The organism is Pseudomonas sp. Sample_10, from assembly GCF_004321495.1.
In the GTDB taxonomy this organism is placed as follows: domain Bacteria; phylum Pseudomonadota; class Gammaproteobacteria; order Pseudomonadales; family Pseudomonadaceae; genus Aquipseudomonas.
Genome location: NZ_RCOE01000226.1, coordinates 24339 through 46152 on the forward strand (window position 1 = coordinate 24339; position 21814 = coordinate 46152).

Genomic DNA, 21814 nt, shown 5'->3' on the forward strand with positions numbered 1-21814 from the left:
CATGACACTTCGTTATCCACAGGTCTTGCTATTACTTTGTTCGCTGACGGCACTGCCGTTGGCAATGGCGCAAGGCATCAAACTCGACACGCCAAACGGTGGCTGGCGAACCGGCGCGCCTGAAGGTGAGGGCGAGAGTTTCCGCCAGACCGTCAATTACCCTGCTTCGTCGGTCAACACCCCGGCAGGGCAGGCCAACACCGCACGCATCAGCGGTCAGATCAATGCGACGCCGAAATCCGCTGAGCCTGGTCGATTGATCGTCAACGGCGTCAGCATGCCCCTGAAGATCGACCCCGCCGGCCGCTTCGATCGCCCGTTCTCCTTTCCCAATGGCAGCAACAGCGTCGAAGTCCGCAGCCCCGACGGCCAACAACGCCAACGCACGCAATTCCTCAACGCCAGCGGCGGCGCCACCCCGGCCAAACTCCGCGTCCTGCTGGCCTGGGACAGCGACGGCACCGACCTGGACCTGCACCTCATCACCCCCGACGGCGCCCACATCTGGTACGGCGACCGTGCCGTCGCCAACGGCGCCGCCCTCGACGTCGACGTCACCACCGGCTACGGCCCGGAAATCTTCGCCATGCCCGCACCGATCAAGGGGCAGTATCTGGTCTATGTGAACTACTTTGGTGGTGGGTATCGCAGTGATGAAGAAGGACAGGAGGATGCCGTACAACCGCTGACCACGGCGCAGGTGACGGTGATTACGGAGGAGGGGACGCCTAGCGAGAAGATGGAGACTTTTCTGGTGCCGATGCGGGCGGTAGGGGAGTTGACGTTGGTTAAGGGGTTTAGTTATCCGTGAGAGGGCGTTGGTGACTCTGTTTGTTTTTCAGTATCGGCGCTGCTGAGAAAAGTCAGTCGATGGACTTAGCCTACAGGTCATCCAGACTTACCTTGACTCGCTGAGGGGAGGCAAGACGTTCGGCGACCACGGCGATGAGTGCTTCATCTTCTTCACTGAGTAATGCCACCTTGAAAGGCAATTTCCCGCGTTCGGCGACATATTGAAGGGTTTGGCGAAGAAGCTCGGAGGGCGTTACGCCAAGTTTTTCCAGCTCAGCAAACGAACGCTGCTTGAGCTCATCGTCGATGCGAATATTGATGGAAGCCATAGTCGGACACCTGTAATGACGTTTGTCGTTACAGTAGCAATGGCATCCACAGCGAGACAACCCCATTCTGATTTTTCAGATCAGAGGACTGCTTTTCAGCAGGCATTAAAAAGCCGGCTTGTGGGCGGCGTTATTTTCCTGATTATGCCTTATTTTGCTGGGTTTTTGTTGGTATAAAATCTTTGTCCCCCCATTTGTCCCCCCACTTAGGGCTTTCGTAACTGTTGGGGGATATTCAGGGCACTACAGTGCTTGGAGTCGACTGAAGGACGGATCAAGGTCGCTACGTTACGGATAATCCTCTGCATCAATAATGGCTTGTTGCTATGCTCACGCGCTTTCGTTCGGCATCAGGCAAGGAGTGGGCTGCCACCATGGCGTCATTGATAACAGAAGATTTGAGCCAGCCCGGTACCCATGCGTTGGTGATTGGAGTGAGTGCCTACGAATTTCTGCTCGAGAGCCAAAATTGCAGCTCGCAAGGTCAGGAATTTGGTATCGGCCAACTTTCAGCCGCTGCTCGCTCTGCATCAGAGTTCGCCGCTTGGTTGATGGAAGACTATAGCCGCAGCGAACTACCTTTGCGCAGCTTGCGCGTGCTGTTATCTCCTTCACCAGATGAGACCATCTCGCCAAGTATTCACGCTCTCCTTAAAGGTGATTGGAAGGCCACCCGGCAAAATGTCGAGGCCATGTTCACCGAATTCAGAGATGCTGCCGCAAGCCACGAAGATAATATCGCCATTGTGTATGTTGTAGGGCACGGTGTGCAGTTTAGTAAAAATGGCGCGGTATTGTTGTTGAATGATTTCGCTGACCCGCAGCATCGTTATGCAACGTATACCGGTGCTGTGGATATGAAAATGATGCACGACGCCATGAACCATGGAGAAACTGCCCAAACACAATTCTGGTTCGTCGATGTATGCCGCGATGTGCCTGCCGACGTCGAGCGCTACGACGTCCTCGCCGGTGTGATGGGTGGTAACGTAAGCCGTACCGGTTCAGCCAAGACTTCTCCGTTGTTTCTCTCGGCATCTTCTGGGCAAGGTGCCTTTGCAAGCAAGGATAAACTGACTCTCTTTTGTGATGCTCTTATGTCGGGTCTTAAAGAGGGGCATGCGGCGCGCTCCGAAGGAGAGCGCAACTCTCCTTGGCGTGTGTCGGTCAATACGTTGGTCGAGTACCTACCTGCGGCAGTGCAGTCCTTGGCCAACGCAGCCGGTGAGATACAGCAGGTTGAATGCACTGGAAAAATCACCAACGCAATTTTCCACGAATGTTCGAAGCCGCCTGATGTCGACTTGACAATCTCTATTCGATCAGGTTTCAACAGCGCCAACTACACGGCCAACCTCAAGCATCGAGGTGCATTGCTTTACGCGAATCATTCAGCCTGGCCACTCACGGCTAGGGTCCGCGCGGGCCTTTATGCAATTGAAGTAACGACTCTCACTCCTCCAGGTAAAGATGAGGATTGCCTGAATCTCCAACCTCCCAGCAATGAGAAGGTGCTGCCACTATGACAACTAATGGAGAAAAGAGTGGGGTGTTGCAGATAGATGTCGATTCAAAACTCTACTATCGCGGCGAAGGGATCCGAGTGGAAATTCGCGACAGTGATTTGATTTTGATCCAGCCTGCGACCACTCGTCGACGCTTTGACCTGCCAATCGGGCTCTACGAAATTAGCGCGGTTCTCGAGGATGGGAAGCGAACCACCAAAATTGTAGCGGTCACCGAAAAAGAGTCGACCCGTATCTCGCTGGACCCAGATTTGCCGTTTCAGCCTCCGGCTTCTACCAAGGAGCACGATTTTCATTCGCTAAGCGAAATGCACCAGCTTCAATCCTTGAAATCAGAAATGGAATTAGTCGACATCAGTTCAGATGTCACTGTATATGCAGTGGAAAGCCATTGGATCATCCGTCATACAGAGGACATGGAGCAGGTTCCAGTTGCGACAATACGTATAGCTGGACGCGCGGTTCGAGCAAGCCTGCCTATTAGTGCTGGCGACCATCGCTACTCGGTGACTTGTCATGTAAAGCGCCATGCCGAAGCTCCTTCCAAGCTACCCGAGATCAATATCTCGCAATCCCGTAGCATTGCCTCAGCGATGGAGAGCATGGTTTTCGCTGGTCAGTTTGAGTCTGCAGCACGGCTCGCCAGTAACGCGATGAAAACCTTGCTGGAGAAGTTCGTCGACCCAACTGGTGCCGTGCTGGCCGCACTGATCCTTCACAAGACAGGTCGCCTCAATGACAAGCTGGCTCTTCTCATCCATTTGGTACAGCGTTTCGACTGGCTTCCTGACGGTAAAATCTTGCTAGCCTCGCAGTTGGCGCGAATTCCTGAGAAGCGTCACATAGCGTTGCAACTTGCCTGTGATGCCAGTAAACAGCGCATTTTATTTACCGAAACCTTCTCCTTACTTCTTGATCTGCTGCGCTACTGGCCTGCTGAGGGTGATAGTAGTGCTCGTAGCGAAGCCCTGTCTCGTCTGGGTAAATGCGCGCCCTTTGTCGACTGGCGCTCGACCTATTTATGCGACCGATTACCGGAGGACCACGATGCTGACGCTGCAACTCCTACCCGCGCGTGAGGGTGATGCCATCTGGGTGCGCTGGGGGAACTCTGAAGCGCCTTATCAAATGCTGATCGACATGGGCACCGAGGAAACTGGCAGGCAGTTGCGTGAACGCATCAACAGCCTGCCTGAAGCTCAACGCGTATTCGAGCTGGTAGTGGTCACCCACATAGACCGAGACCATATTGGTGGCTTGTTGTCATGCCTAGTCGATGCCGCTCCCCTATCAGGTTTTGCGACTAAGGATTTTTGGTTTAATGGTTTTGCGCATCTCGATGGCCACAAGCCAGACAGTGGGCTTGAGTCGATGGGTGCCGTTCAGGGCGAACGATTGAGCCGCTGGCTTGAGACACAACACTGGAACAAGCATTTCAATGGTGGTCCCGTTTGTTGTGAAAAGACGCTCCCTCTTCCTTGGCTGGATCTGGAAGGCGGAATGCGCTTGACCGTTTTAGGACCAACAGCAGAACGGCTCAGTGCGCTGAAACCTGTTTGGAAGAAAGAAGTGCAGGCAGCGCTGAAGAGGGAGCAGCATAGCACCTCAGTACTGGAACGGATGGGGGGCGCTGTAGAGCTTCGGGAGCTAGACAGCCAGTCGGCGCTCAGTCGCCTCGCCGAGCGAGGTCGGAACCGCGATGATAGTCCGGCTAATGCCAGCAGCATTGTCCTGTTACTGGAGTATCAAGGTAAGCGAATATTACTGTCCGGGGATTCGTTCTCTACTGACTTGAAGAGATCAGTGCAGTTGTTGTCTCCGACCCAGCCACTTGAGCTGACAGCCTTTAAAATCCCCCACCATGGCAGCAATGGCAATCTGTGTAAGGCGTTGATAGAAAGTGTGATTTGCCAACAATGGCTGATTTCAACCGATGGCTCGCGCTTCCGGCATCCAGATGACGAAACTCTAGCTCGTATTCTCAGCTACAGTAATCAACGTCCTGCAAATGTCGGATTTAATGTCCCGAGTGCTATCAATGAAAAATGGGATAGGGATGACTGGCGCAGTGCGTTCGACTACGTCACCACGTATGGCAACGCAGAGGATGGATTAACTATCACCTTTTAGCCGCTACTGTTTCTTGCGTATGCATTCAGCAAGGCGCTCTCCTGTTACCTTTGCCTTTCTAACGGATGCAACCTCACATTCCCAGACAACGAATACTCTCCAGCCCGACGCTTCGAGAGTATTTGTTACGCGGCAATCCCGAGCGACATTTTTCTCGAATTTTTCCACCCAAAATGCTGTATTGCTTTTCGGTGTCGTGGCAATTCTGCAGTTGAAGTGCCTGTGCCAGAAGCATCCGTGGACGAAAACCACAGCCTTATACCGGGGAAAGACAAGGTCAGGCTTGCCGGGCAAGCCAACCCCATTCAAACGGTAGCGCAGGCCTAGACTATGCAAAATTTTGCGCAGTGCTATTTCTGGGCGAGTGTTGCTCCCCTTGATTCGGGCCATCCTTTCTGACCGTTCTTTAGGGGAGAGGAAGTCGGTCATATCCGACCTCCGCGTTGAGAGCTCCTAGGCCGGGCTTTCATTTCCCTTCTTAACCAGTTCGTAGAAAGGTAAGCCATGAATTACCTCTCCCGAGACATCGAAAGACTTATAGAGGCAGTGATGATTAGGTAGGGTCTTCACACGCTCTGATAGTTCAGCAAGATCCGATGTAAAGCCGAGGACTCCCAGCTCGGCAGGCGTGATGTTTGGTACCTTGTGGATGAACCAGGACAGTAGTGGTTCCCTGTAGTCGGTCGCACCGACCTTAAAGTGCCTAAGGAATTGCGATGCTAATATCACGCCAGTGCCAAACTCCCGGCCTTGTAGCAACAGCTTGCGTAGAACGTCGAATTCGTAACGCATGATATTGTCGGCTTCGTCCACCAATAGGTAGGAATCGATCGCCCTGAGCTGCGGGTCGGTGCCAGTAAAAGCTCGCTTGGGTACCTTGAGCATGTTCTCGTAAAACATGTTTAGTAAGATGGCGACGAGCATGTTCTTGCTGCGGTCGTCTTGTCCCATGGAGCTCAGGGATATCACCACAACGCCATCGAAGAATTCGTCAAAAGGTTTTGTTTCCCCCTTGGTCTTCGCAAACACCTCCATGTCTACCAGATCATCAATGATTGCCATTGGCGCGTCCGACTTTCCGCTGAGTATCTCTCTGTATTCCGCATGGATATCGTAGATCGTAGGCTGGCGGTCTTGAGCAGTAGCTGCCTCGTAAGCGTTACGGACAGCTGCTTTCAGTTTGTCCCGCTGCACAGGACCTATGCCCGAGTACACCTTGTCGAGGACGTCTGCGAAAAACCGGAACCGATCTAACCATGGTGCGGAAGATTCCCCCATTCCGGTGGTATCAAAGAGGTTCAGGGGTAGGTGGTAGGGTTTTACCACCTTTGCCCCCGTAGCCTTTACGAAATCCGGGCTACTAAAGTCGCTCTTATAATCGAAGATCAAGAAGCGTGGCTTGATCCCACGGTTTGCATCGCTGGCTCTGGATATCTGCAGGATAAGCGACTTGAGGAATTGGGTCTTACCTGTGCCAAGGTCACCTGCCACACCGATGTTCAATTGATTTAGTCGAGTATCCGATATGTTTAGACTTAGCGGTCTTGGCTCGAAACCATCAACTGTTTTGCCTACGGAAAGGATTACGCCTGCGCCTAATTCGTCAGGTATCAAGGAAGGTGCGATCTCTCCATTTGAATTGCTGGAGGATGTTTCTTCGTCGATTAACTGCACTACCGGTGCGCTGTTCGAAATTATTGAAGGGTCTAATGATTGTTCGTTTTTTGCTGCGGAACTGTCGAACGAAGGCACGCTGGTAGTCTTGGTCAGCAGGGGAGGCAATAGTCCCCAATCACCCACTTTGGCACGCACAGCGTCGTAGAACGACTGTGGGTCGTTGTCGACTACGATACGACCTGCATCCTTACTTGAAATGACAATCGTCTCTTCGAAATTGTCGCCATCACGATCGTGTGGACCGCTCAAGGTTGAATCATCGACGACGATAAGTCGTCCTCTTAAATCTAGGCTAGGTCTTGATGCAGGGTCGAGGATCGCTGCGGCGATGCGCTCGTGGTAACTCGCCCATCGGGTCGCCTGCCCCTCTACTGCCTGATGCTGACTGTAGACTCGTAAGCCAAAGCCAATCATAGAAAGTAGTAGATGTTGGTAAGCCAGGCTCCATGCCATAGATTTACTGGCGCGTTCCTCGATGGCCTCCAAAAGCTTTGAGAGTGCTCTGGCTTGCGAAAGGGCTTCGAAGGCATCGGTGGCTCCGAACACACTTCCTTGACGACACTTGACCTCTATGGGCGTCAGATGGAGATGCACTTTGTCGCTACTGATTCGTACGCCGACTACCAGCAGGTCGGGGCGTGAAAGGGAGGTCTCTTTGCGTTCTTTGCCGAGGGAACGTGCAAGGTCGGCAAGATAACCTCTGAATGGGTCGACGGGAACGATTATTGCGATTGTAGATTCCTCTGACGACCCCGCCAGCACTGGTAACAAGCTATTCAGGTTTCCTTCAACGCGGAACTGGTCTTGAAGGAGTCGGACCGCTAGGAAGAGGCCAAGGTCGCCTGTAGCACCTGTATCGTCCCCAGAGAGGCCGCGTACGGTGGGGATTCCCCTTCTAGCGACCTCCAGAAGAATCTGCTCGACCTTGGAATCGTTTAAGTTGTCGCATCCTGGAAGGGGCTTCAGTACACGGCGTAACGCATCACGATCGGCTTCCTTGACCTGTGATAAGAGGTAGTAGCCACTGGTATCGCCTGCACGATGGGAGTACGAGGGGAGGTCGTAGTCCCACAGGTAAGTGCCTTCGATCCATCCACCCAAAAAGCAAGCAGGGTCAATTGCAGAGGACGAGACTGCAACGTAACCGGCGCTATTTTCCTTAAGCATGTCTGACACTGCGTGGACGCTTGGCGAGAACTGCAGGCCTACCTTACTGTCCCTCATCCTTTCGACCATGAGCATGCATGTTGACACCTTGTCGGCAAATGGTTCGCCAGAGGGAGGCATCTGCAGGCCTTGACGTGATTCACTTAGGAATGAGCCTTGAAGCTGACGCCTAACCCTATGTCTGATTAGGCCGCCAACGCCCATCGGTGAGAGCATGCCTACATCTTTGGACCCAGGTTCTGCCGAATCTAATTGTGCAATGATGCCTAGATCAGGCGTGGCGCCTAAAGGTTGTTTGTCATACCAGCGAACGTGGTTATCGGTGTCCTCGGAGAGGTTGGCGATCGTGGCTTGGTCAGGCCTTCCTGAAAGCCTAGTATCGAAAACTTCCAAAATCTTCGCACCGACACTTTGCATCGGTGCTTTCGCGCCTCCGTTACCGAACCGCTTTGTACACCAGTTGGTTAAACCTTCGTTGCAGGCATCAGTGGTACCACCTGCACTAGACACTACCAGACTGATAATGGGCTTTGCTGCAAGAAGGTTAGTTACATCGTCGAGTGCGCGCGAAACCTGAGCTGGACTGAATCCACTTGAGATACCACCGACAGTTAGGCCAAAAGTATTGTCGAATGGGGGCCGGCGGGTACGGGCTGGTAACTGTCCAAGACGAGAGCCATTCCAGAGAACGGACCAATAGTCCGAGCTACATTCGACGGACAGAAAGTCTATTCGCTCTACGCCACTTGGAGACTGTAGAGAGATGGTCAACAGGTCGGGAACACAATCTGGGTCAAGAATACTTGCCGCCGGACAAGGTAAGGGGGAGTCGCCTTCCACTTCATCCCGTAGGACTTTCTGGGCAAGGCAATGCCATGCAAGTCGCAATGGATGAAGGGGGGAAAGGATGATGGCGTCTGGAATTCTACTCAGGGTTCGTCCGTCTAGTTCTAGCGAGCAGACCGCAATGGCATCTATCCAACAAGCAATGTCCGGGTCGGTGTCGAGCCAAGACATATAAGCATCAAGATAGGTTTCGGCGAGTACGCGAAACTCAGTGTCATCCGAGAGCCAGGCTCCTAGCGTCGCAGACTCGATGAGTCCCGACTGGTCATCGCCTCGTATATATTTTGCAATCTCTTGGCGAGCTTCCACGAATCCTTTTGGTGGCTGGAAACTCAGAATGTTCGGGCGCGGGTCATGCAGGAAGCGGCCTTGCGAGAGAATTGGACCGTTAGCGGCATTCCAGTTGGGTGGAACCCAACTAGATACGTAGTCATCTGCTATCACTAGGGGGCTGAACGATTTGGCTACGTTCTGCTCCTCAAGTATCCAGGTCTGCAAGCTTGAAGCACGCGCATTCCGGTCCAGATGGACGACGGCCTTTGTGTCGAACTTTTCAAGATGTCGGCGGTTTAGCTTGATTAGGCGCTCGAACTCACTCCGGCAGCCTTCCTCCTTTGCTTCATCGCAAGCAAGGTAAACTCTGCAGGTCTGAGGAGAGGCCTCGCCCAAGAGGTTAAAGGCGATATCTAGCTGATACTTACCGTCGGCCTCAACTTCTACTAGATATTCATCTTCTCCAACGATCCGCGCGTCGATGGATTGTTGCTGTCCTTCTAGTTCAGTAGCATCGTCCGACATGCCTTCCACTTTGCCAATGGTTGCTCCTGGCGATAAGTGGAAGCGCAGTTCATATCGCCCCGAACCAGGCAGCGAAAGGGATGTCTCCCAGTCCATCGCTGCAGTCTTTTTACTGGGTTTCTTAGGTGGTGACAGTTTTGTCGCTAGCCTGCAGGTTACCAGTATCCCTGGCTTCCAGTTCATTAACGAAATGACCCGGACACTTGCAGGCTTGCAACCCGTAGAGGTGACCTTATAAGTTAAGGGTGTCTTGTGTGCGGGAGGGAGAAGATCTGTGTATTCATTAATTCCGCTAGAGGATGCTTGTAACGGGGTTGGCGCCTTACCATAGGAGCCCCCTGTCAGTAGAAACTCTTCTGGTTGACCGCTTTCGCTCGTAGAGACGGCTAGCTCCACCTTATCACGCACTATCGCTGGTAAGCCCTTGGTTGCGGGAATAATACTATTCGTGCATCGAATACTGATTTCTCCGATAACTTCATCGGGCTCTTCGGCAAGCAGAACAGTCCATTGCTCTATAGTTAGCAGCGTCCACCAAACGGGTGGAGAAACTAGCGCTAGGGCTTTCCCTGGCAAATAAAAAGCCTGGGTCGCACGTTCAAAGGCAGTAGGGACGTCGCAGCTTGCTTGAAGGTGGTGGAGCAATTCGCGAAGAGCTTGAGCGATATCGTCAGGCGCGCCCTGTGCTAGGCGTTCAATACCAGTCTTGAACCCATCAGCAAGCTCATCTGCAATTTTCGCTATGACGGAGAGCTGTGCCTTCGACGAGAGCCCATTGTCTGCCATTGGGGGGAGACCACATGCCAGGGCAAGCGCATTTCCTGGTGAGAGATGTAGTTGGGCAGTCTCTATCGAAAATATGCGGGATAGCATGCGCCATGAAGCTGCGTGGTTGGCATGCTCTGGATCCACCTCGTCGATGGAGCTTGCAGCTGCACGGATTAATTGCTTCGCATCGTCTCTCTGCGGATCTACGATGCCTGCGGCGAGCAATGCCTCATTTACCGATTGCTGCACAAAGCCGTCGTCCCACCATTTTTCGAGATCGGCACTCATGCCGAATACATCACTTGAAGACTCGATCGAAAGGTTGTTGTGCTGGCCCGCAGGAACTAGGGCTACGAAGCTGGAATTATTTGGATCATTTCGTACATCCAGCAAATGGTCGTTATCGCATTTGCCAGACTCCCCGATACGAAGCTTATGGCTATTCAACTGGTCAGTTGGATACTGGAGCAGTACTGGTAGAGTCACCATACTGCCGTCTATTCCAGACATAACTTGAATTCCCCCATCACGAGCGAGCTCCACGTAGACTTGCTCGAGAATCTCAAGGGGTGGGCCGCGGAAAATCAGCCGATACTCAAATTTCTTGCCGCTAAGCCCCTGTGTTGCACCCAAAGCTTTTTCACGGACAATTGATGCGAGCCAGTTTGCGAGTTTATTCATATTCGTATTCCTGAAGGACTTGGCTCGTGTGGAAGGGTGGCAATAGCAGCATGCCGCTCTCGGCATCTGGGCTATCGAGCACAAGACCAAGCATCCTTAGCTGGTGCCCCAAGTCATTCCTGGCTATTTCGTGTTTATCTACGGTAATGCCGTAGGCCTCGAGGTGTAGTCCTAGTCTATGGATTGAGCGAGGCCCACCCATCCCGGCGAGGGCGCAGTGGACTAAAGCCAACACAGCTACAGGTCCAAGGGATACGATCCATGGGCTGGACGGACTGCTTCCTTTCTTCTTGAGGATATATCCCTGGTCATACCCCCTGAGCAACGGGACTGCAGTCTGGCGTTGCCCTAGCGCGTGCCTCGCGAATTCCAGCAAATTCGAGCCGATACCTTTCCTACATAGCAACGCGCGAGCTTCTTGCTCGCGTATATCGATAATGGTTTCGAGAGTCCCTGCGCGAAGGAGGGAATCTCTATGGTTTTGGATATGCTGGCAAAGTGCGGCAATTCCTTTGCTTGAGGAGAAATCGCCCTCGTAGGGGGTTCCTATTTGCTTCAGTGACCAAAGGAGCGTATTTATCCCCAGTCTCGCGTTTAGGTAGCTGGACACCTTGTCCTTGATACCTTGAAGTGCCTTTCCTCCGTAAGCCATGTATTGCGGGGCTTCAGGGAAAATTGCGATCCTTACCTCTTGCTCGTTAGGCGTCGCGCCCTCGGTAAATGCTGCGGAGAGACAGCTCCAAATCCTCGCGTGGACATCACATAACCATGTCACATGGGAGACTGCTCCTAGGCGCAGCACAGCCTCTAATAAACTAGTCCATTGCCGGCGAGTCATGGAGTCTTTCGCCTGCATGATGGCTTGCAGGTCCTTGGCAAATCGTCTGGCTGGCAGGAATTGAATTTCCTTAAAGTCGGACGCCGTCAGTGTTGTTGCTTCCTCTTCCGGAATCCGCGCAAGAGACCATGCACCTGTGCCTTGATTCCACGACGATGTCTCCTGCTCAAGCCAGCGAGCGAAGAAGTCGTCGTTATCATTGACACTTAAAGAGTCGAAGAGATGTTTCCAAAGGCGCTGTGCTGATTCCTGATCTTTTGAACCCAGGCAAACCATGCGGCGTATCAAGCTGCCGGCAGGCCAGGAGTTGCTACTTAGGCGAGCGGAGCCAGAGAAGATCGCCGCTCCTGGTACGAGAGGAGTAACCTGCACAAAGCGTTTGGAAGACTGGTTAGGAAGTTTTGGGCTCTCCAATATCCCGTGAAGCACTGTGTGCCAGGCATCCACGCCTATTACGGCTCCAGTTGGCGGCAGTTGGCTCTTTTCCCGAAGTTTCTGTATGCGTCGATCTAAGTCACGTCCCGCCTGTGGCACGCTGCCTTCGCTTACTGATTCAAAGCCTATCGTCCGGTAGAGCGAGGCTAGAAGGACCTCTGAGCTTGCGTATTCCGGCGCGGGGCTCATGGCTAGAGCCGACTTCTGATAAATGCTGTTGGAGAAGCGCCAAGGTGCTTGTTTGAATTCCATAAGGCTCATTCGACATCCTCCTTGCTCGCGACTAAGCCATCCCATGAGCGAGCTACTACAGTGCCATCTGACCCGATGCGGATTTTGGCATGCTCGAGAAGTTCCTCATCCCGGACAATGGAACCGGAAAGACGAGCTTTTGTTGTATCTAATAGCGCCAAGACCGTACGAGGGAGAGAAGCAGGGGATAGCCCCCTCTCTAGCTCCTTCACTGCCTTGAACAAGTCATAGGTAAGGGGGATTGCTTGCGCCGATTGCACATGGCCGACCCCGAGGTAACAGATTGGTGGACGAGGCCGTCCTGGAGTGTTCTGGGGCAGCATCCTGACCTGGCGTAGAGGCACAACCAATGTCGCCTGACGTTGCTTGGGTGGAAGTGGTTGTCCGAATGTAGTGGTTAGTGAGACCTCGAATTCCTGACCTGTATTCAGCAGGCCCTTCACTTGCTGTACAACCTCGTAAAGCTGGTGCTTGTCATTCTCTTCGACGACCAGTTGGAAAGCCTGCAGGATCTTGAAATCTGCAACTACTGCCGTTCGGGTACAAATGCTTCTGCGGACTAGGCGGCAAGCAAAGTCGCGGAGTAAATGTTGAACACGACTGGCCGCGACAGGTCTCCTTCGTCGGACAATAGGCATTGAAAGCATTTCGTCTGCATTAGAAAGTCGCTTGAGTAGCTCCAGCTCGTTTCGCGATAAGACTTTATATTTGCGGATGAACTCTATTCCGCCGGCTAGGGAGCGACTGAAGCGAACGTCGAGGTCGCCGAGGCTAACCATGCTTTGGCTACTTACCGCGACCTGACTGTCGGGACTTGCGAATGCTGGGTCTAAGGTATCGACGAGGCCTTCCAGCAATGGCGCAATTGTAGCCGGAAGGTAATGTGTCTTTCTCTCTGCAAGAAAGTGCACGAGCCCCATCAGGGTTCGCCCTGCTTCGGCATCTAGCTCCTTCTCGAGGCCTAGGTCCTTGAGATCACGGCGGAGCGAGGTCGCCGCATCCTTGTCCCAACGATGGAACAGTGCATGTTGGTAGCTTGATGTTGCTAGGTGGAAAATCGCAGTGAGTGATTGCCGGTTGTGCTTTTTTGTGCCGGCTGCTTTGTGGTCAAGTTCGACAAGATTCTCGGCCCACTGGCAAGGTGTTGATTGGTGCGTGTGCCTTGCTGAGTCATGAACTACTGGGTGGTGACCAGCCAACAAGTACGAGGTAAGGGAGAAAAGGTCACGGAAGCTCCAACGCTTGCCGCTGGCTAGCTCATACCAGCGTAGAATCTTCAGTAACGCAGTTCGGTGCTCATCTCTGGCTAAGATGACCTGGCTGGTACAGAAGGGGCATTTTTCGCCTGCTGGACATGCTCCCTTTATGGGCCACATTTCGGATGCAGTGGCCTGGCCGATTAGGATTTCGGCTGGCGCCGAAGTCGCGTCGTCAGGCTGGACTAGTAGGGACTCTGCATCCATTGGCCAGACTGCAATCGATGGGAAACCTTCGAGTGGCCAGCATGAAGGGGCATCGTATGCCAGGCTTACAGCCCGCGTAACAGCCTCGAGGATGGCGCGCGGTTTTTCCAGATTATTGTCGAGAGCATGTATCAATGCGTCATCGAGGACGCCCCGGTTAACGCAGCATAGATAAGCTTGGGATGGTGGCCCATCCAGAAGCCTGCCGAGCTCCTCGATAAGGAGTGCTGGCGCAGTGCTTCCCTCGTGACCAGCTGTCGAAGTGGCGTCCTGAACTATATCTAAGCTCAGACTACTATCGAGTCTTGAAAGGCTTCCAGCATCGACGCTTACTATTCGTGGAACTTTGAATCCAGCGGATGGATGGAATGCCTTTGAAAGCTCTTCGATGAGCCGTCCTCCACAGCCTAGGTTCGCGTCTAGCCAGTGGATAGTGGACTCGATCGCTTCGGTTTTTCCATTACCTGGTCCGCCAACCAGCAGGATAATCCTTGGGATGCTCGTGCTGTCGGCCGGAAGCTTCTCGGTCCAGGCTTGGAGCCGAGCCAGAAGGCTTGTCCTTAATAATAGTTTGTTGGGCTGCCCGCTTTCGTTGTCTAAAAGCCGCTTCACTCCCCCCGAGTGATGGCCGGCCCAGTCGACAAGGGCAGCGGGGTAGCGCGCCCCTTCCATTTGGGTGCTATCCATTCCCCTCGACTCCTATGTTTTTAAGCGATGGCTAAAATTTCTTGTTCTGGTTCACTGATTGTTTTTTGACTTTTTGCGGCGATGGCTTCTTTTAGTACGGACTCGATCGCCAGGCCAATGGCTCTTGCAAGGTAAGGAGGAACAGCGTTGCCTACCTGCGTGTAGCGCGGGCATTCCTTAGTACGTTGGCTCCCGCCGGTGGTGAATTTACCTCGGAACTGGAACCAGTCGGGAAACGACTGCAGACGCGCAGACTCTCGGACGGTCAGTATTCTGGGCTCGCTGTAATGGAGCACATCGTCAGGCAACGTCGTTATTGTGGGAGCAGGATTTTCCGCTCGCATTAGGCAAATGCGGTGCTTCTTGAGACCATATTTCTCCCGTTGGGCCAAGCTCATCAAGCTACCCTTGATGCACTCGGGGTCCTGAATGATCTTCAAGAACCGTTCACTGACCTCAGGCTTGTGTTTTGCTAAGCGTACGCTGTCCATGGAGCCGTCACTCCCCTGATGCATGAGGGCTTGATACGGTGTCCGAGGCCCCTTGTACGCGAGCTCTTGGAAGCCGGTACGAGAAGAAGGATCAGTGCATGGCCTGATACCCGTGTGCTTTATCTCCAGATCCGAAATGGCCTCCGAAGCGCTGACTATTTCTGGAAGGCCAAGCTCCTGCAGTTGTTTCAGCCTAGCTTCCTCTAGCAGCTCGAAAGCTCTGCTGGCGCCTCCACGAAGATGACGAGCAAGATCCTTGCGAACTCCTATAACGATTAGGCGTGGTCGCTTCTGGGGGACTCCAAAAAGTGAGGAGTCCAATATTCGACCGAGGACCTGATATCCAACGCTATCCAGGCTTGCGACAAGCTTGTCATAGTAGGACTGGGGCTTTACTTGAATTCCAAGGTCCTTCCAAGCTTTGGCTTTATGCGCGACCTTCATGCCTGGTACGTTTTCCAGGACAATGGCCGCTGGCTGAATGGCCTTGACCATTTCCACGTACTTCTCAAACAGTTGGTTTCGTGGGTCGGACTCTAGTCGCTTTCCTGAGAAGCTGAATCCTTGGCAGGGAGGGCCTCCTGCAAGCACATGCACTTTGCCCTTGAGCTCGGAAAGTTTAAGTGGGTGCTGTTCAAGAATTTCGTCGATACCCCAGGCTTTTCTTTCCAGCCAATCGGGCCATTCGAATTGAGGTGCAGGCACGTTACGCCCTTCGAGCAGGTTTGCCGAAAGGGTAGAAAATGCCATTTTGTCGCGTTCGACGGCAAAAACGCCGTTTAGCCCTGCGAGCGATAGACCTAGAGATAGGCCTCCACAGCCCGCAAAGAGATCTGCGAACATCAAAGGTTGCCCGGGGGCAGGTAGTGAGGGGAGGGTTTCGAAATTTTTCATGGGCTCCTGCCCGGATACGGTCGTTTTCAGGGTAGGGAGCGTCTCGCGAAGCCCTTGGCTATCGCCAATAAAGGCAGCACGATGGTGGTCTTTTTTCGCCATTGATGCTGGATGCTTACTCGGCATGCTGACTAGAGGTAGCTCGGTAGGCGTCGAGGGGGCAATAGTGGTGGATAATGGATTGCCCTGCAAGCAAACGCAATGGCTTAGGCCGCCTGACGGCTGGATTAATTTGAGATTATCCAATTCACTTATGTCTTTGAATTCATCCAGAAATATTGCGTCGGCTAAGCCTGGGGCTTCGCTTGGTGGTACCCACATATTGAGCTCCTTTAGCCGGTTTGAAACCCGAGTAATCTTTCTTCAGCGCAACCCTGTGCTGCTTTAGTCGGGAGCTAGCTGAGTGAGTGTATTGAAGAGTTGGCAGGTGAATCCAGGTGTTTTGGAAGGCGCCGGCCCGGAGTGCTGTGATTATATACAGTATTGGCCTTGGGGCGATTCGTACAGTCACGTTCGTCGACTGATACGGAGCTCCTTGATTTAGATAGGCTCTGCATAGCAACACTCGCTCCCTTGCGTCCGCGAAAGTGCTGCGCGGGAATTAATCCTGACGTTTGCGAGGAGCGCCGAACAAGGAAGAACGGCAGGTCGCGCAGAAACAGAGCTCGGATTTTCGATCGGCCAGATAAGAAAATTAATTTGTGCCGGTAGGAGGCGTGTCTGCCTCCTGTCCGGCTTCTGCCGTTTATTCGAATCTGGATTGGCGCTGGAGAAGCCATTGAAAGAGCAATAAAGCTATGCCAACGGCGATCAGGATCGGCGGGAATCGTAATATCAGGATTACAGTCAACACTACTGCTGAAGCGCTTGCCAGCACGCCGATAAAGGTGAAAAGTGTGATCAAGAAACGTATCAATGCCATGGGAGTCTCCTTGTTTTAAGTGATTTGGCTCGGTGAGAGTTTTAGGCGCCACCTTCCTAAATTGGCTCGTACGCGCCGCTTACAGATTCCCTCGCTCTGCCATTGATTTGCAGCCTTCATGGGCCACCACAACGTGATCCAAAATCTGGGTGCCAACCATATTCAGAGCTTGTTTAAGAGGAGTTGTGCGTGCGCGATCGGCTTGACTGACCTCTTGGGTGCCAGAGGGTTGTTTATGAACCAAGATCACAGCCGCAGCGTTGTGTTCCAGTACGATTTTCACCACTTCCCGTGGGTACACGCCGGCGCCTTCCAGAGGGCCGCTAAATAGCTCTCTGAAACCAATAACCCGGTGCTCTGTATCGAGCAGTAACAAAGCAAAGACTTCGTAATCATGAAACTGCAGCAGAGTTTGTAGGTGGCTGAATACGAGTCTGCGTTCAGTCAATGCACGTCCTTTTGTCAGGCGATACATAGCGAGTTGTTGAGCCATTTGTAAAACGTCCGCCTCGGTGAGCGGTGATTCCAGGGCATAGGTGTCGGTCGTTTCACCGGATTTGAGCTTGGGATATTTCATGCTGGGATTCCTATCCGAACGCGTGAAAGTACAAGAGGGTGGGCGCGCAGTTACTGAGGGCGGTGCTGGGATAAAAAGATTCCGAACGCCCCATTGGAGAAGGCGCTCGGCGATGCTGTGTTTGATGGTTCACGCAACGAGTTGTAACGCTGCATCGAGTGCCTTCTGTTTGATTACTGCGCCTTGCCCAAACCATGCCGAATCCATTCGATACTCAGAACTCCTGGCACGCTTTTCATGATCCACATATTCAGTCACGGCATTCAGCAAGCCCCATGCTGTTCCGCGAGCGGACTCCATTTCAGATCCTCGGCCTTTACCTTCGTAGAGGCTTTGCACCTTCTCCATAGCTCGTTTGTTGGGCAGTACATTTGGAATGGGGTCATGCGCGCCGGTGTCGCATAGCACTTCCATAAAAAAGCCGATGACTTCTTTCGTCTGAACTTTGCGTTCGGCGAGGGCATGCATCCGATACATGAATTCGTCCCATCGCGAGACGGCAATACCTAGTTGCTTTTTGATGGTTTGCGGGTCAAAACGCGTGCTGTGCGGCACTTTTATGGCGTGACTGGCGCTGTTCAAGGAGATGCTCAGGGTGTTGTTGCAGACCACGCGAACGGTGGTGGGGGTCGCAGTGGTAGCCAATGTGCCGTCGCACGAAGTCGCCAGCAGTAGATAACCGTTGACTTGATCCTTGTCCCTTAGGGTTGTCGCCTGGCCTGTCCTGGCGAGAGCCCAGAACTTACGACCACCTTTGAGCACTCCAGCGGTTTCAAGTGCGTAGCCCGTGACTTCCGTCAGTTCTCGATAGAACTCCAAAACTTCACGGGGCTGGACCACTTGATAGCGATGCGAGACCACCGACAGAGGTGCTTTAGTGTCGGATCGGTACAGCACCTTTTGCTCCGGGAATGAGTGAATGGTGCCTAGGTGACGGGCGGCATCGGCTTTGAAATGAACTGGGCTGTCCTGAATCTGCCAGTTCATGCCGGCTTCGCGTTGCCAGACTTCCAGGGGTTGATTCGGTGACAGAGCAGAGCCCAAGCCATGCCAGGGCGTAGCACCAACATAAGCCATTTGTTCAATGAGATGAGCCATATGTGATTCCTTTGAGTAACGGTCGGCATAAGCGCTGCGCAGATCGCAGCACGAGCCGGGTTGATTAGGGAGAGTGTGCTGATTAAGTAGGCAGGTTGAAGCGATGTCCGCAGACCAGACAGAGGTTGTTGGCCAGCGCATAGCGATCCAACTTTTCGCCGAGCTGAGCGCCGAGCGCGCAGCCGCGCACGCTCCCGACAAACCCGCCAAGCAAGGCACCCGAGAGGCGTCCAAGTTTGATGCCCAGCGGACTGATAAGAGCGCCTGCGGTCGAGCCTAATTGGCTATCGATGAGTGCTGTGCTTGCACCGTGCGTGGCACCGACGACAGTACCCACGAAGGCAGCAATCTTCATGGCTGGTTGGAGATAAGCAATTTTTCTGGAGGTACAGCAAGGGCACTGAAATAACATGGTGTTGGATTCCATGAGGGATATTCAGTGTGGTGATGTAGTTGTGAAATTAGTTTCAATATCGTTTTGGTGGCGGGGGCTAGCGGCGTTGGCAGCCAAAGGCCATGCGGAGTTAGTTCCTCAGCTACTGAGTTAGTTCCTACGGTTCAGAAAGCTCCTTTTAGGCGGGGATTTTTGGGTATTTACGAAGGGTTTTTGCCAACCGATGCGTCGATGGAAAACTACTGGAATGGCCAATGATGTGTCCGGTCCCCTAGAGCAGTATTCACAAAAAGAAGCATCGGCAGCGGAGCTAAAACCCAGAAACCACCGCCAGGCCTCACAGGCACGTCAGACGAATTGACGGTGTAGATGCATAGGGGCAACGTCGAACGGGGGGCAGAGACCACTTCCACGGGTCGTGAGGCGGGTAGCGTGTTTCCACATTTGAGGAGCATGCCAATCCTCAGGAAAAAAATACTTGTCGCTGCCGGTCTTATCGTTGCGGCACGCTCGCTTTAAAGTCGCATCACTCCCAAACACATAACGAGTAGCCAAGTGACAAACACCCAAACGGTTTTCTCCCCGAGGATATTGCGCCTTAAGCAATTGACCGAGCGTATCGGCCTTGGGCGGTCAACGATTTATGATCGCATGAACGTCCAGTCGCCGAGGTACGACCCTACGTTCCCCAAACCGATCAAGCTGGGGGCCTCGGCCATTGGCTGGATCGACTCCGAAATCACCACGTGGATTGAGCAGCGCATGTCTGCCAAGGAGGCATGCTAATCATTAAAAGGCCTCTTCACCGGTGAGTAGACTGAAATTTTCTGACTATTTTTGTGCTGAGTTCGAACACTAACTCTGTATGGGGTTTTAATTAATATTTTTGTTGCGAGGTGCGCTGCAGGCAGTACTTTGATCGGACTCGGCTTGCCTAAATATTTCTGGCTTATATGTTATCAGCAGTAATTAGTAGTATCTCTCTTTGCCATTGGTAATGGCTCTAGTGATGATGGGGTTCAATTATAATCGGTGTCCTTTATGCTTATCCATCTTATAGAGAGGCATGCCTGAAGAAAGTACAGAAGAATGGATTGACTTGTTCCAAGACAAGTCAATCAATAATCAACGTAATCTATTGAGTGCTTAAGGGTATGAAGGGCTATGTAAGCGTGTCTAATCATGAGCGCTATAATGCGCTCTTGAGCACGTGTCGTATGAAGCTTGAGAGCGGTGACATACAGGGCGAGTTAGATATCGGTTTGGTCTGTGAGCTGAAGCGAACATCGTTTTTGGCTCAGCAGCTCATCAAGTCGGAGGGGGACGCATTCGAGTTGTATGTTGACAGGGACGGTGGCAGCGCTCTGAAGTTTAATGCTGCGGGTGATATATTGCGTAAGCTGGTAAAAGTGCATGTTTTCAGTGATGACCGATTTGGTGAGTTGTATAGGTTTGAGCCGTATATCGAATTGGTCGTCAGGCAGATTACAGATGCGGGCTTGCATCACACGTATTTGTCGCACAAACGAGCAGCGCTATGCGGTGATGCTCAGGTGCTGCTCGCATTGTTTAACGGTTGTGTTGATAGGATTCGCCAAGAGGCTAAATCTAAGCAGTTCCAGTCCAAGCTTAAAAACTACCAGCGTTCAGGCAATAAAAATTACAAAGAACTGACGGAGTACATAGATGCATTGTTTGAGCGCTATTCCAGATTGTTGGTGCTGAGGGTTGATCTGGGCTACCGCAAAGAGTTCTCCAAGACGACACAGGCTGAGGCCAAGCAAGATCGAGAGCATCTGTTCCAGAACACTAGGTCGAACAAGCTGTTTGGCGATATGGTGGGCTACATATGGAAACTGGAGCATGGGCCGGATAAAGGCTTCCATTATCATATGATGTTTTTCTTTGATGGCTCCAAGGTTCGGGAGGATGGAACGCTGGTCAAGCGAATAGGCCAGTACTGGCTCAATGTGATTACTAAAGGCCGAGGCGTGTATTACAACTGTAACGCGGACAAATCGCGCTACAAGAGCTGTGGGATCGGTATGGTCGATCACCGGGATAGCCTGATGCGGGATGGGCTAGGCAAGGCGGTGCTCTACCTGACCAAGATTGATCTCTACATGAAGCTTCAAGCGGTTGGGCGCGGCATGGGAAAAATGGAACGACCTCGTCAGAAAGACCCGCGCGGTAGGCCTAGGGCGGTCCCTACGGATAGCACTCGCGCTGCATAGGGGGGAACGCAGCCAAAGGCTCTCAGCGGCACTGAGAGCCGTATGGTCGATCTCGAAAGCACAGCTGCGGGAAATCTGAGCTTTATTGTGCATCCGCATGTTTATTCTTTTTCCAAGCAGGATTCACGAGTTTATCTTTAGGAAGCCAGGTTTTCTCTAAAAGCTCTCGAATATTCGATGAGGTCAAACCAAGTGGGCGGGTTTTGAGAATGAACTCGGCCAGATCCTCCTCTAGTGCGGTTGCTGCGCTACGGTAGCTAGGCCAGCCACCCTTCGGTTTCAACTCCTCAAGCAGCCTTATTGCTTCTTCTTGGACTGGTAGGAAGTTTTTAATTCGAGCTTTTCCGTTTTTGCTGTTTTGTTGAGAGCGTTTTTTAAATTCTTCGCGTTTTTGGATGACTGCTGATTTTTCTATAATTTCTCCGACCATTAGGCTAGCGTGGTTGTTGAAGGCCCAGGCGCGGACATGTTCGTTGCTTGCTTCTGCGGCCCTAGCCAGTTCAATGTACAAACAGGCGTATTGAGCCTCTTTGAGAATGCTCTTGGTTTCGTCGTCATACTCATTGACTTCGCTACCCCACGCCTGCTCCAGCTCCGCTTGTCGTGCAAGATCGCTCGTAACCACGCGGATATCACTCAACAGTTTGATATGTACGTCGCGGCCAAGCAGCGGTTCGAAGAAATGTTCCAAGAGTAATCCGTGGTTTCTCGCGATGGCTTCACCAATGCTGGTATTGCCAATACGTTCATTCAGATGTGTTGCGAATTGAAGCGCTGAAAAGAGTGGTGACGTCGTTTTTGTCATTGTGTAGTTC

General features: G+C 52.6%; 17 protein-coding genes. 6 read left to right on the forward strand and 11 right to left on the reverse strand.

The annotated features are described in order from the left end of the window. Nucleotide 1: 1 nt before the first annotated feature. Nucleotides 2–811, forward strand: a complete 810-nt coding sequence (locus tag D8U18_RS22890; protein ID WP_131108487.1) for a DUF2135 domain-containing protein — start codon at nucleotides 2–4, stop codon at nucleotides 809–811. 70 nt (nucleotides 812–881) lie between these two features. Here D8U18_RS22890 and D8U18_RS22895 read toward each other — a convergent pair whose 3' ends face one another. After that, entirely contained in the window at nucleotides 882–1121 is a 240-nt protein-coding gene (locus D8U18_RS22895) for a type II toxin-antitoxin system RelB/DinJ family antitoxin (protein WP_131108489.1), read from the reverse strand. A gap of 374 nt (nucleotides 1122–1495) precedes the next feature. On the opposite strand from D8U18_RS22895, the gene D8U18_RS22900 reads away from it, so the two are divergent. From D8U18_RS22900 to D8U18_RS22910, 3 genes are read left to right on the forward strand one after another with little or no spacing between them, the layout of a single operon-like run. Next, a complete protein-coding gene (locus tag D8U18_RS22900; RefSeq protein WP_131108491.1) occupies nucleotides 1496–2647 on the forward strand; it encodes a caspase family protein in 1152 nt (383 codons plus the stop codon). Next, nucleotides 2644–3726 (forward strand): hypothetical protein, encoded by a 1083-nt coding sequence (locus D8U18_RS22905; RefSeq protein ID WP_044287955.1) that lies wholly within the window; start codon nucleotides 2644–2646, stop codon nucleotides 3724–3726. Before D8U18_RS22900 ends, D8U18_RS22905 begins: the two co-directional genes overlap by 4 nt. Continuing rightward, on the forward strand, nucleotides 3695–4777 hold the full coding sequence (locus D8U18_RS22910; protein WP_131108493.1) for a hypothetical protein: 1083 nt from the start codon (nucleotides 3695–3697) through the stop codon (nucleotides 4775–4777). The genes D8U18_RS22905 and D8U18_RS22910 overlap by 32 nt, the downstream gene beginning before the upstream one ends. Before the next feature lie 3 nt (nucleotides 4778–4780). Here D8U18_RS22910 and D8U18_RS22915 read toward each other — a convergent pair whose 3' ends face one another. From D8U18_RS22915 to D8U18_RS22950, 9 genes are all read right to left on the reverse strand, one after another. Next, nucleotides 4781–5206, reverse strand: a complete 426-nt coding sequence (locus D8U18_RS22915; protein WP_131108495.1) for a very short patch repair endonuclease — start codon at nucleotides 5204–5206, stop codon at nucleotides 4781–4783. Nucleotides 5207–5230: 24 nt separating this feature from the next. After that, on the reverse strand, nucleotides 5231–10714 hold the full coding sequence (locus D8U18_RS22920; RefSeq protein WP_177435052.1) for an ATP-binding protein: 5484 nt from the start codon (nucleotides 10712–10714) through the stop codon (nucleotides 5231–5233). Next, complete coding sequence (locus D8U18_RS22925) at nucleotides 10707–12248, reverse strand: hypothetical protein (protein ID WP_044287951.1); 1542 nt, start codon at nucleotides 12246–12248, stop codon at nucleotides 10707–10709. Before D8U18_RS22925 ends, D8U18_RS22920 begins: the two co-directional genes overlap by 8 nt. Continuing rightward, nucleotides 12245–14389: a hypothetical protein gene (locus D8U18_RS22930; protein WP_044287949.1), complete on the reverse strand. Its 2145-nt coding sequence runs from the start codon at nucleotides 14387–14389 to the stop codon at nucleotides 12245–12247. The genes D8U18_RS22925 and D8U18_RS22930 overlap by 4 nt, the downstream gene beginning before the upstream one ends. 20 nt (nucleotides 14390–14409) lie before the next feature. Beyond that, nucleotides 14410–16095: a DNA cytosine methyltransferase gene (locus D8U18_RS22935; RefSeq protein ID WP_080923231.1), complete on the reverse strand. Its 1686-nt coding sequence runs from the start codon at nucleotides 16093–16095 to the stop codon at nucleotides 14410–14412. 424 nt (nucleotides 16096–16519) lie between these two features. Continuing rightward, nucleotides 16520–16696, reverse strand: a complete 177-nt coding sequence (locus tag D8U18_RS28800; protein ID WP_167337373.1) for a hypothetical protein — start codon at nucleotides 16694–16696, stop codon at nucleotides 16520–16522. Nucleotides 16697–16775: 79 nt separating this feature from the next. Further along, on the reverse strand, nucleotides 16776–17273 hold the full coding sequence (locus D8U18_RS22940; protein WP_131108499.1) for a JAB domain-containing protein: 498 nt from the start codon (nucleotides 17271–17273) through the stop codon (nucleotides 16776–16778). Between the two features lie 129 nt (nucleotides 17274–17402). Then, the gene (locus D8U18_RS22945) at nucleotides 17403–18371 is read right to left on the reverse strand and encodes a DUF932 domain-containing protein (protein WP_044287947.1); all 969 of its coding nucleotides are present in this window, start codon (nucleotides 18369–18371) and stop codon (nucleotides 17403–17405) included. 82 nt (nucleotides 18372–18453) lie between these two features. Next, nucleotides 18454–18726, reverse strand: a complete 273-nt coding sequence (locus D8U18_RS22950; RefSeq protein ID WP_177435054.1) for a hypothetical protein — start codon at nucleotides 18724–18726, stop codon at nucleotides 18454–18456. Between the two features lie 594 nt (nucleotides 18727–19320). Between D8U18_RS22950 and D8U18_RS22955 the strand changes: the two genes are divergently transcribed. Together D8U18_RS22955 and D8U18_RS22960 are read left to right on the forward strand one after the other, a co-directional pair. Beyond that, nucleotides 19321–19551, forward strand: a complete 231-nt coding sequence (locus D8U18_RS22955; protein ID WP_131108502.1) for an AlpA family transcriptional regulator — start codon at nucleotides 19321–19323, stop codon at nucleotides 19549–19551. A 431-nt stretch (nucleotides 19552–19982) separates the two neighbouring features. Then, nucleotides 19983–20999, forward strand: a complete 1017-nt coding sequence (locus tag D8U18_RS22960) for an inovirus-type Gp2 protein (protein ID WP_177435053.1) — start codon at nucleotides 19983–19985, stop codon at nucleotides 20997–20999. Nucleotides 21000–21081: 82 nt separating this feature from the next. On the opposite strand, the gene D8U18_RS22965 is transcribed toward D8U18_RS22960, so the two are convergent. Further along, nucleotides 21082–21804, reverse strand: a complete 723-nt coding sequence (locus D8U18_RS22965; RefSeq protein ID WP_131108504.1) for a hypothetical protein — start codon at nucleotides 21802–21804, stop codon at nucleotides 21082–21084. Between the last annotated feature and the right edge of the window lie 10 nt (nucleotides 21805–21814).

Bases quoted from the DNA above. Each gene is read 5' to 3' on its own strand.
- D8U18_RS22965 (WP_131108504.1), bottom strand. From the start codon at position 21,804: ATGACAAAAACGACGTCACCACTCTTTTCAGCGCTTCAATTCGCAACA.
- D8U18_RS22900 (WP_131108491.1), top strand. From the start codon at position 1,496: ATGGCGTCATTGATAACAGAAGATTTGAGCCAGCCCGGTACCCATGCG.
- D8U18_RS22910 (WP_131108493.1), top strand. From the start codon at position 3,695: ATGCTGACGCTGCAACTCCTACCCGCGCGTGAGGGTGATGCCATCTGG.
- D8U18_RS22895 (WP_131108489.1), bottom strand. From the start codon at position 1,121: ATGGCTTCCATCAATATTCGCATCGACGATGAGCTCAAGCAGCGTTCG.
- D8U18_RS22920 (WP_177435052.1), bottom strand. From the start codon at position 10,714: ATGAATAAACTCGCAAACTGGCTCGCATCAATTGTCCGTGAAAAAGCT.
- D8U18_RS22940 (WP_131108499.1), bottom strand. From the start codon at position 17,273: ATGAAATATCCCAAGCTCAAATCCGGTGAAACGACCGACACCTATGCC.
- D8U18_RS22925 (WP_044287951.1), bottom strand. From the start codon at position 12,248: ATGAGCCTTATGGAATTCAAACAAGCACCTTGGCGCTTCTCCAACAGC.
- D8U18_RS22905 (WP_044287955.1), top strand. From the start codon at position 2,644: ATGACAACTAATGGAGAAAAGAGTGGGGTGTTGCAGATAGATGTCGAT.
- D8U18_RS22930 (WP_044287949.1), bottom strand. From the start codon at position 14,389: ATGGATAGCACCCAAATGGAAGGGGCGCGCTACCCCGCTGCCCTTGTC.
- D8U18_RS22945 (WP_044287947.1), bottom strand. From the start codon at position 18,371: ATGGCTCATCTCATTGAACAAATGGCTTATGTTGGTGCTACGCCCTGG.
- D8U18_RS22915 (WP_131108495.1), bottom strand. From the start codon at position 5,206: ATGACCGACTTCCTCTCCCCTAAAGAACGGTCAGAAAGGATGGCCCGA.
- D8U18_RS22935 (WP_080923231.1), bottom strand. From the start codon at position 16,095: ATGTGGGTACCACCAAGCGAAGCCCCAGGCTTAGCCGACGCAATATTT.
- D8U18_RS28800 (WP_167337373.1), bottom strand. From the start codon at position 16,696: ATGGCATTGATACGTTTCTTGATCACACTTTTCACCTTTATCGGCGTG.
- D8U18_RS22890 (WP_131108487.1), top strand. From the start codon at position 2: ATGACACTTCGTTATCCACAGGTCTTGCTATTACTTTGTTCGCTGACG.
- D8U18_RS22960 (WP_177435053.1), top strand. From the start codon at position 19,983: ATGAAGCTTGAGAGCGGTGACATACAGGGCGAGTTAGATATCGGTTTG.
- D8U18_RS22950 (WP_177435054.1), bottom strand. From the start codon at position 18,726: ATGAAGATTGCTGCCTTCGTGGGTACTGTCGTCGGTGCCACGCACGGT.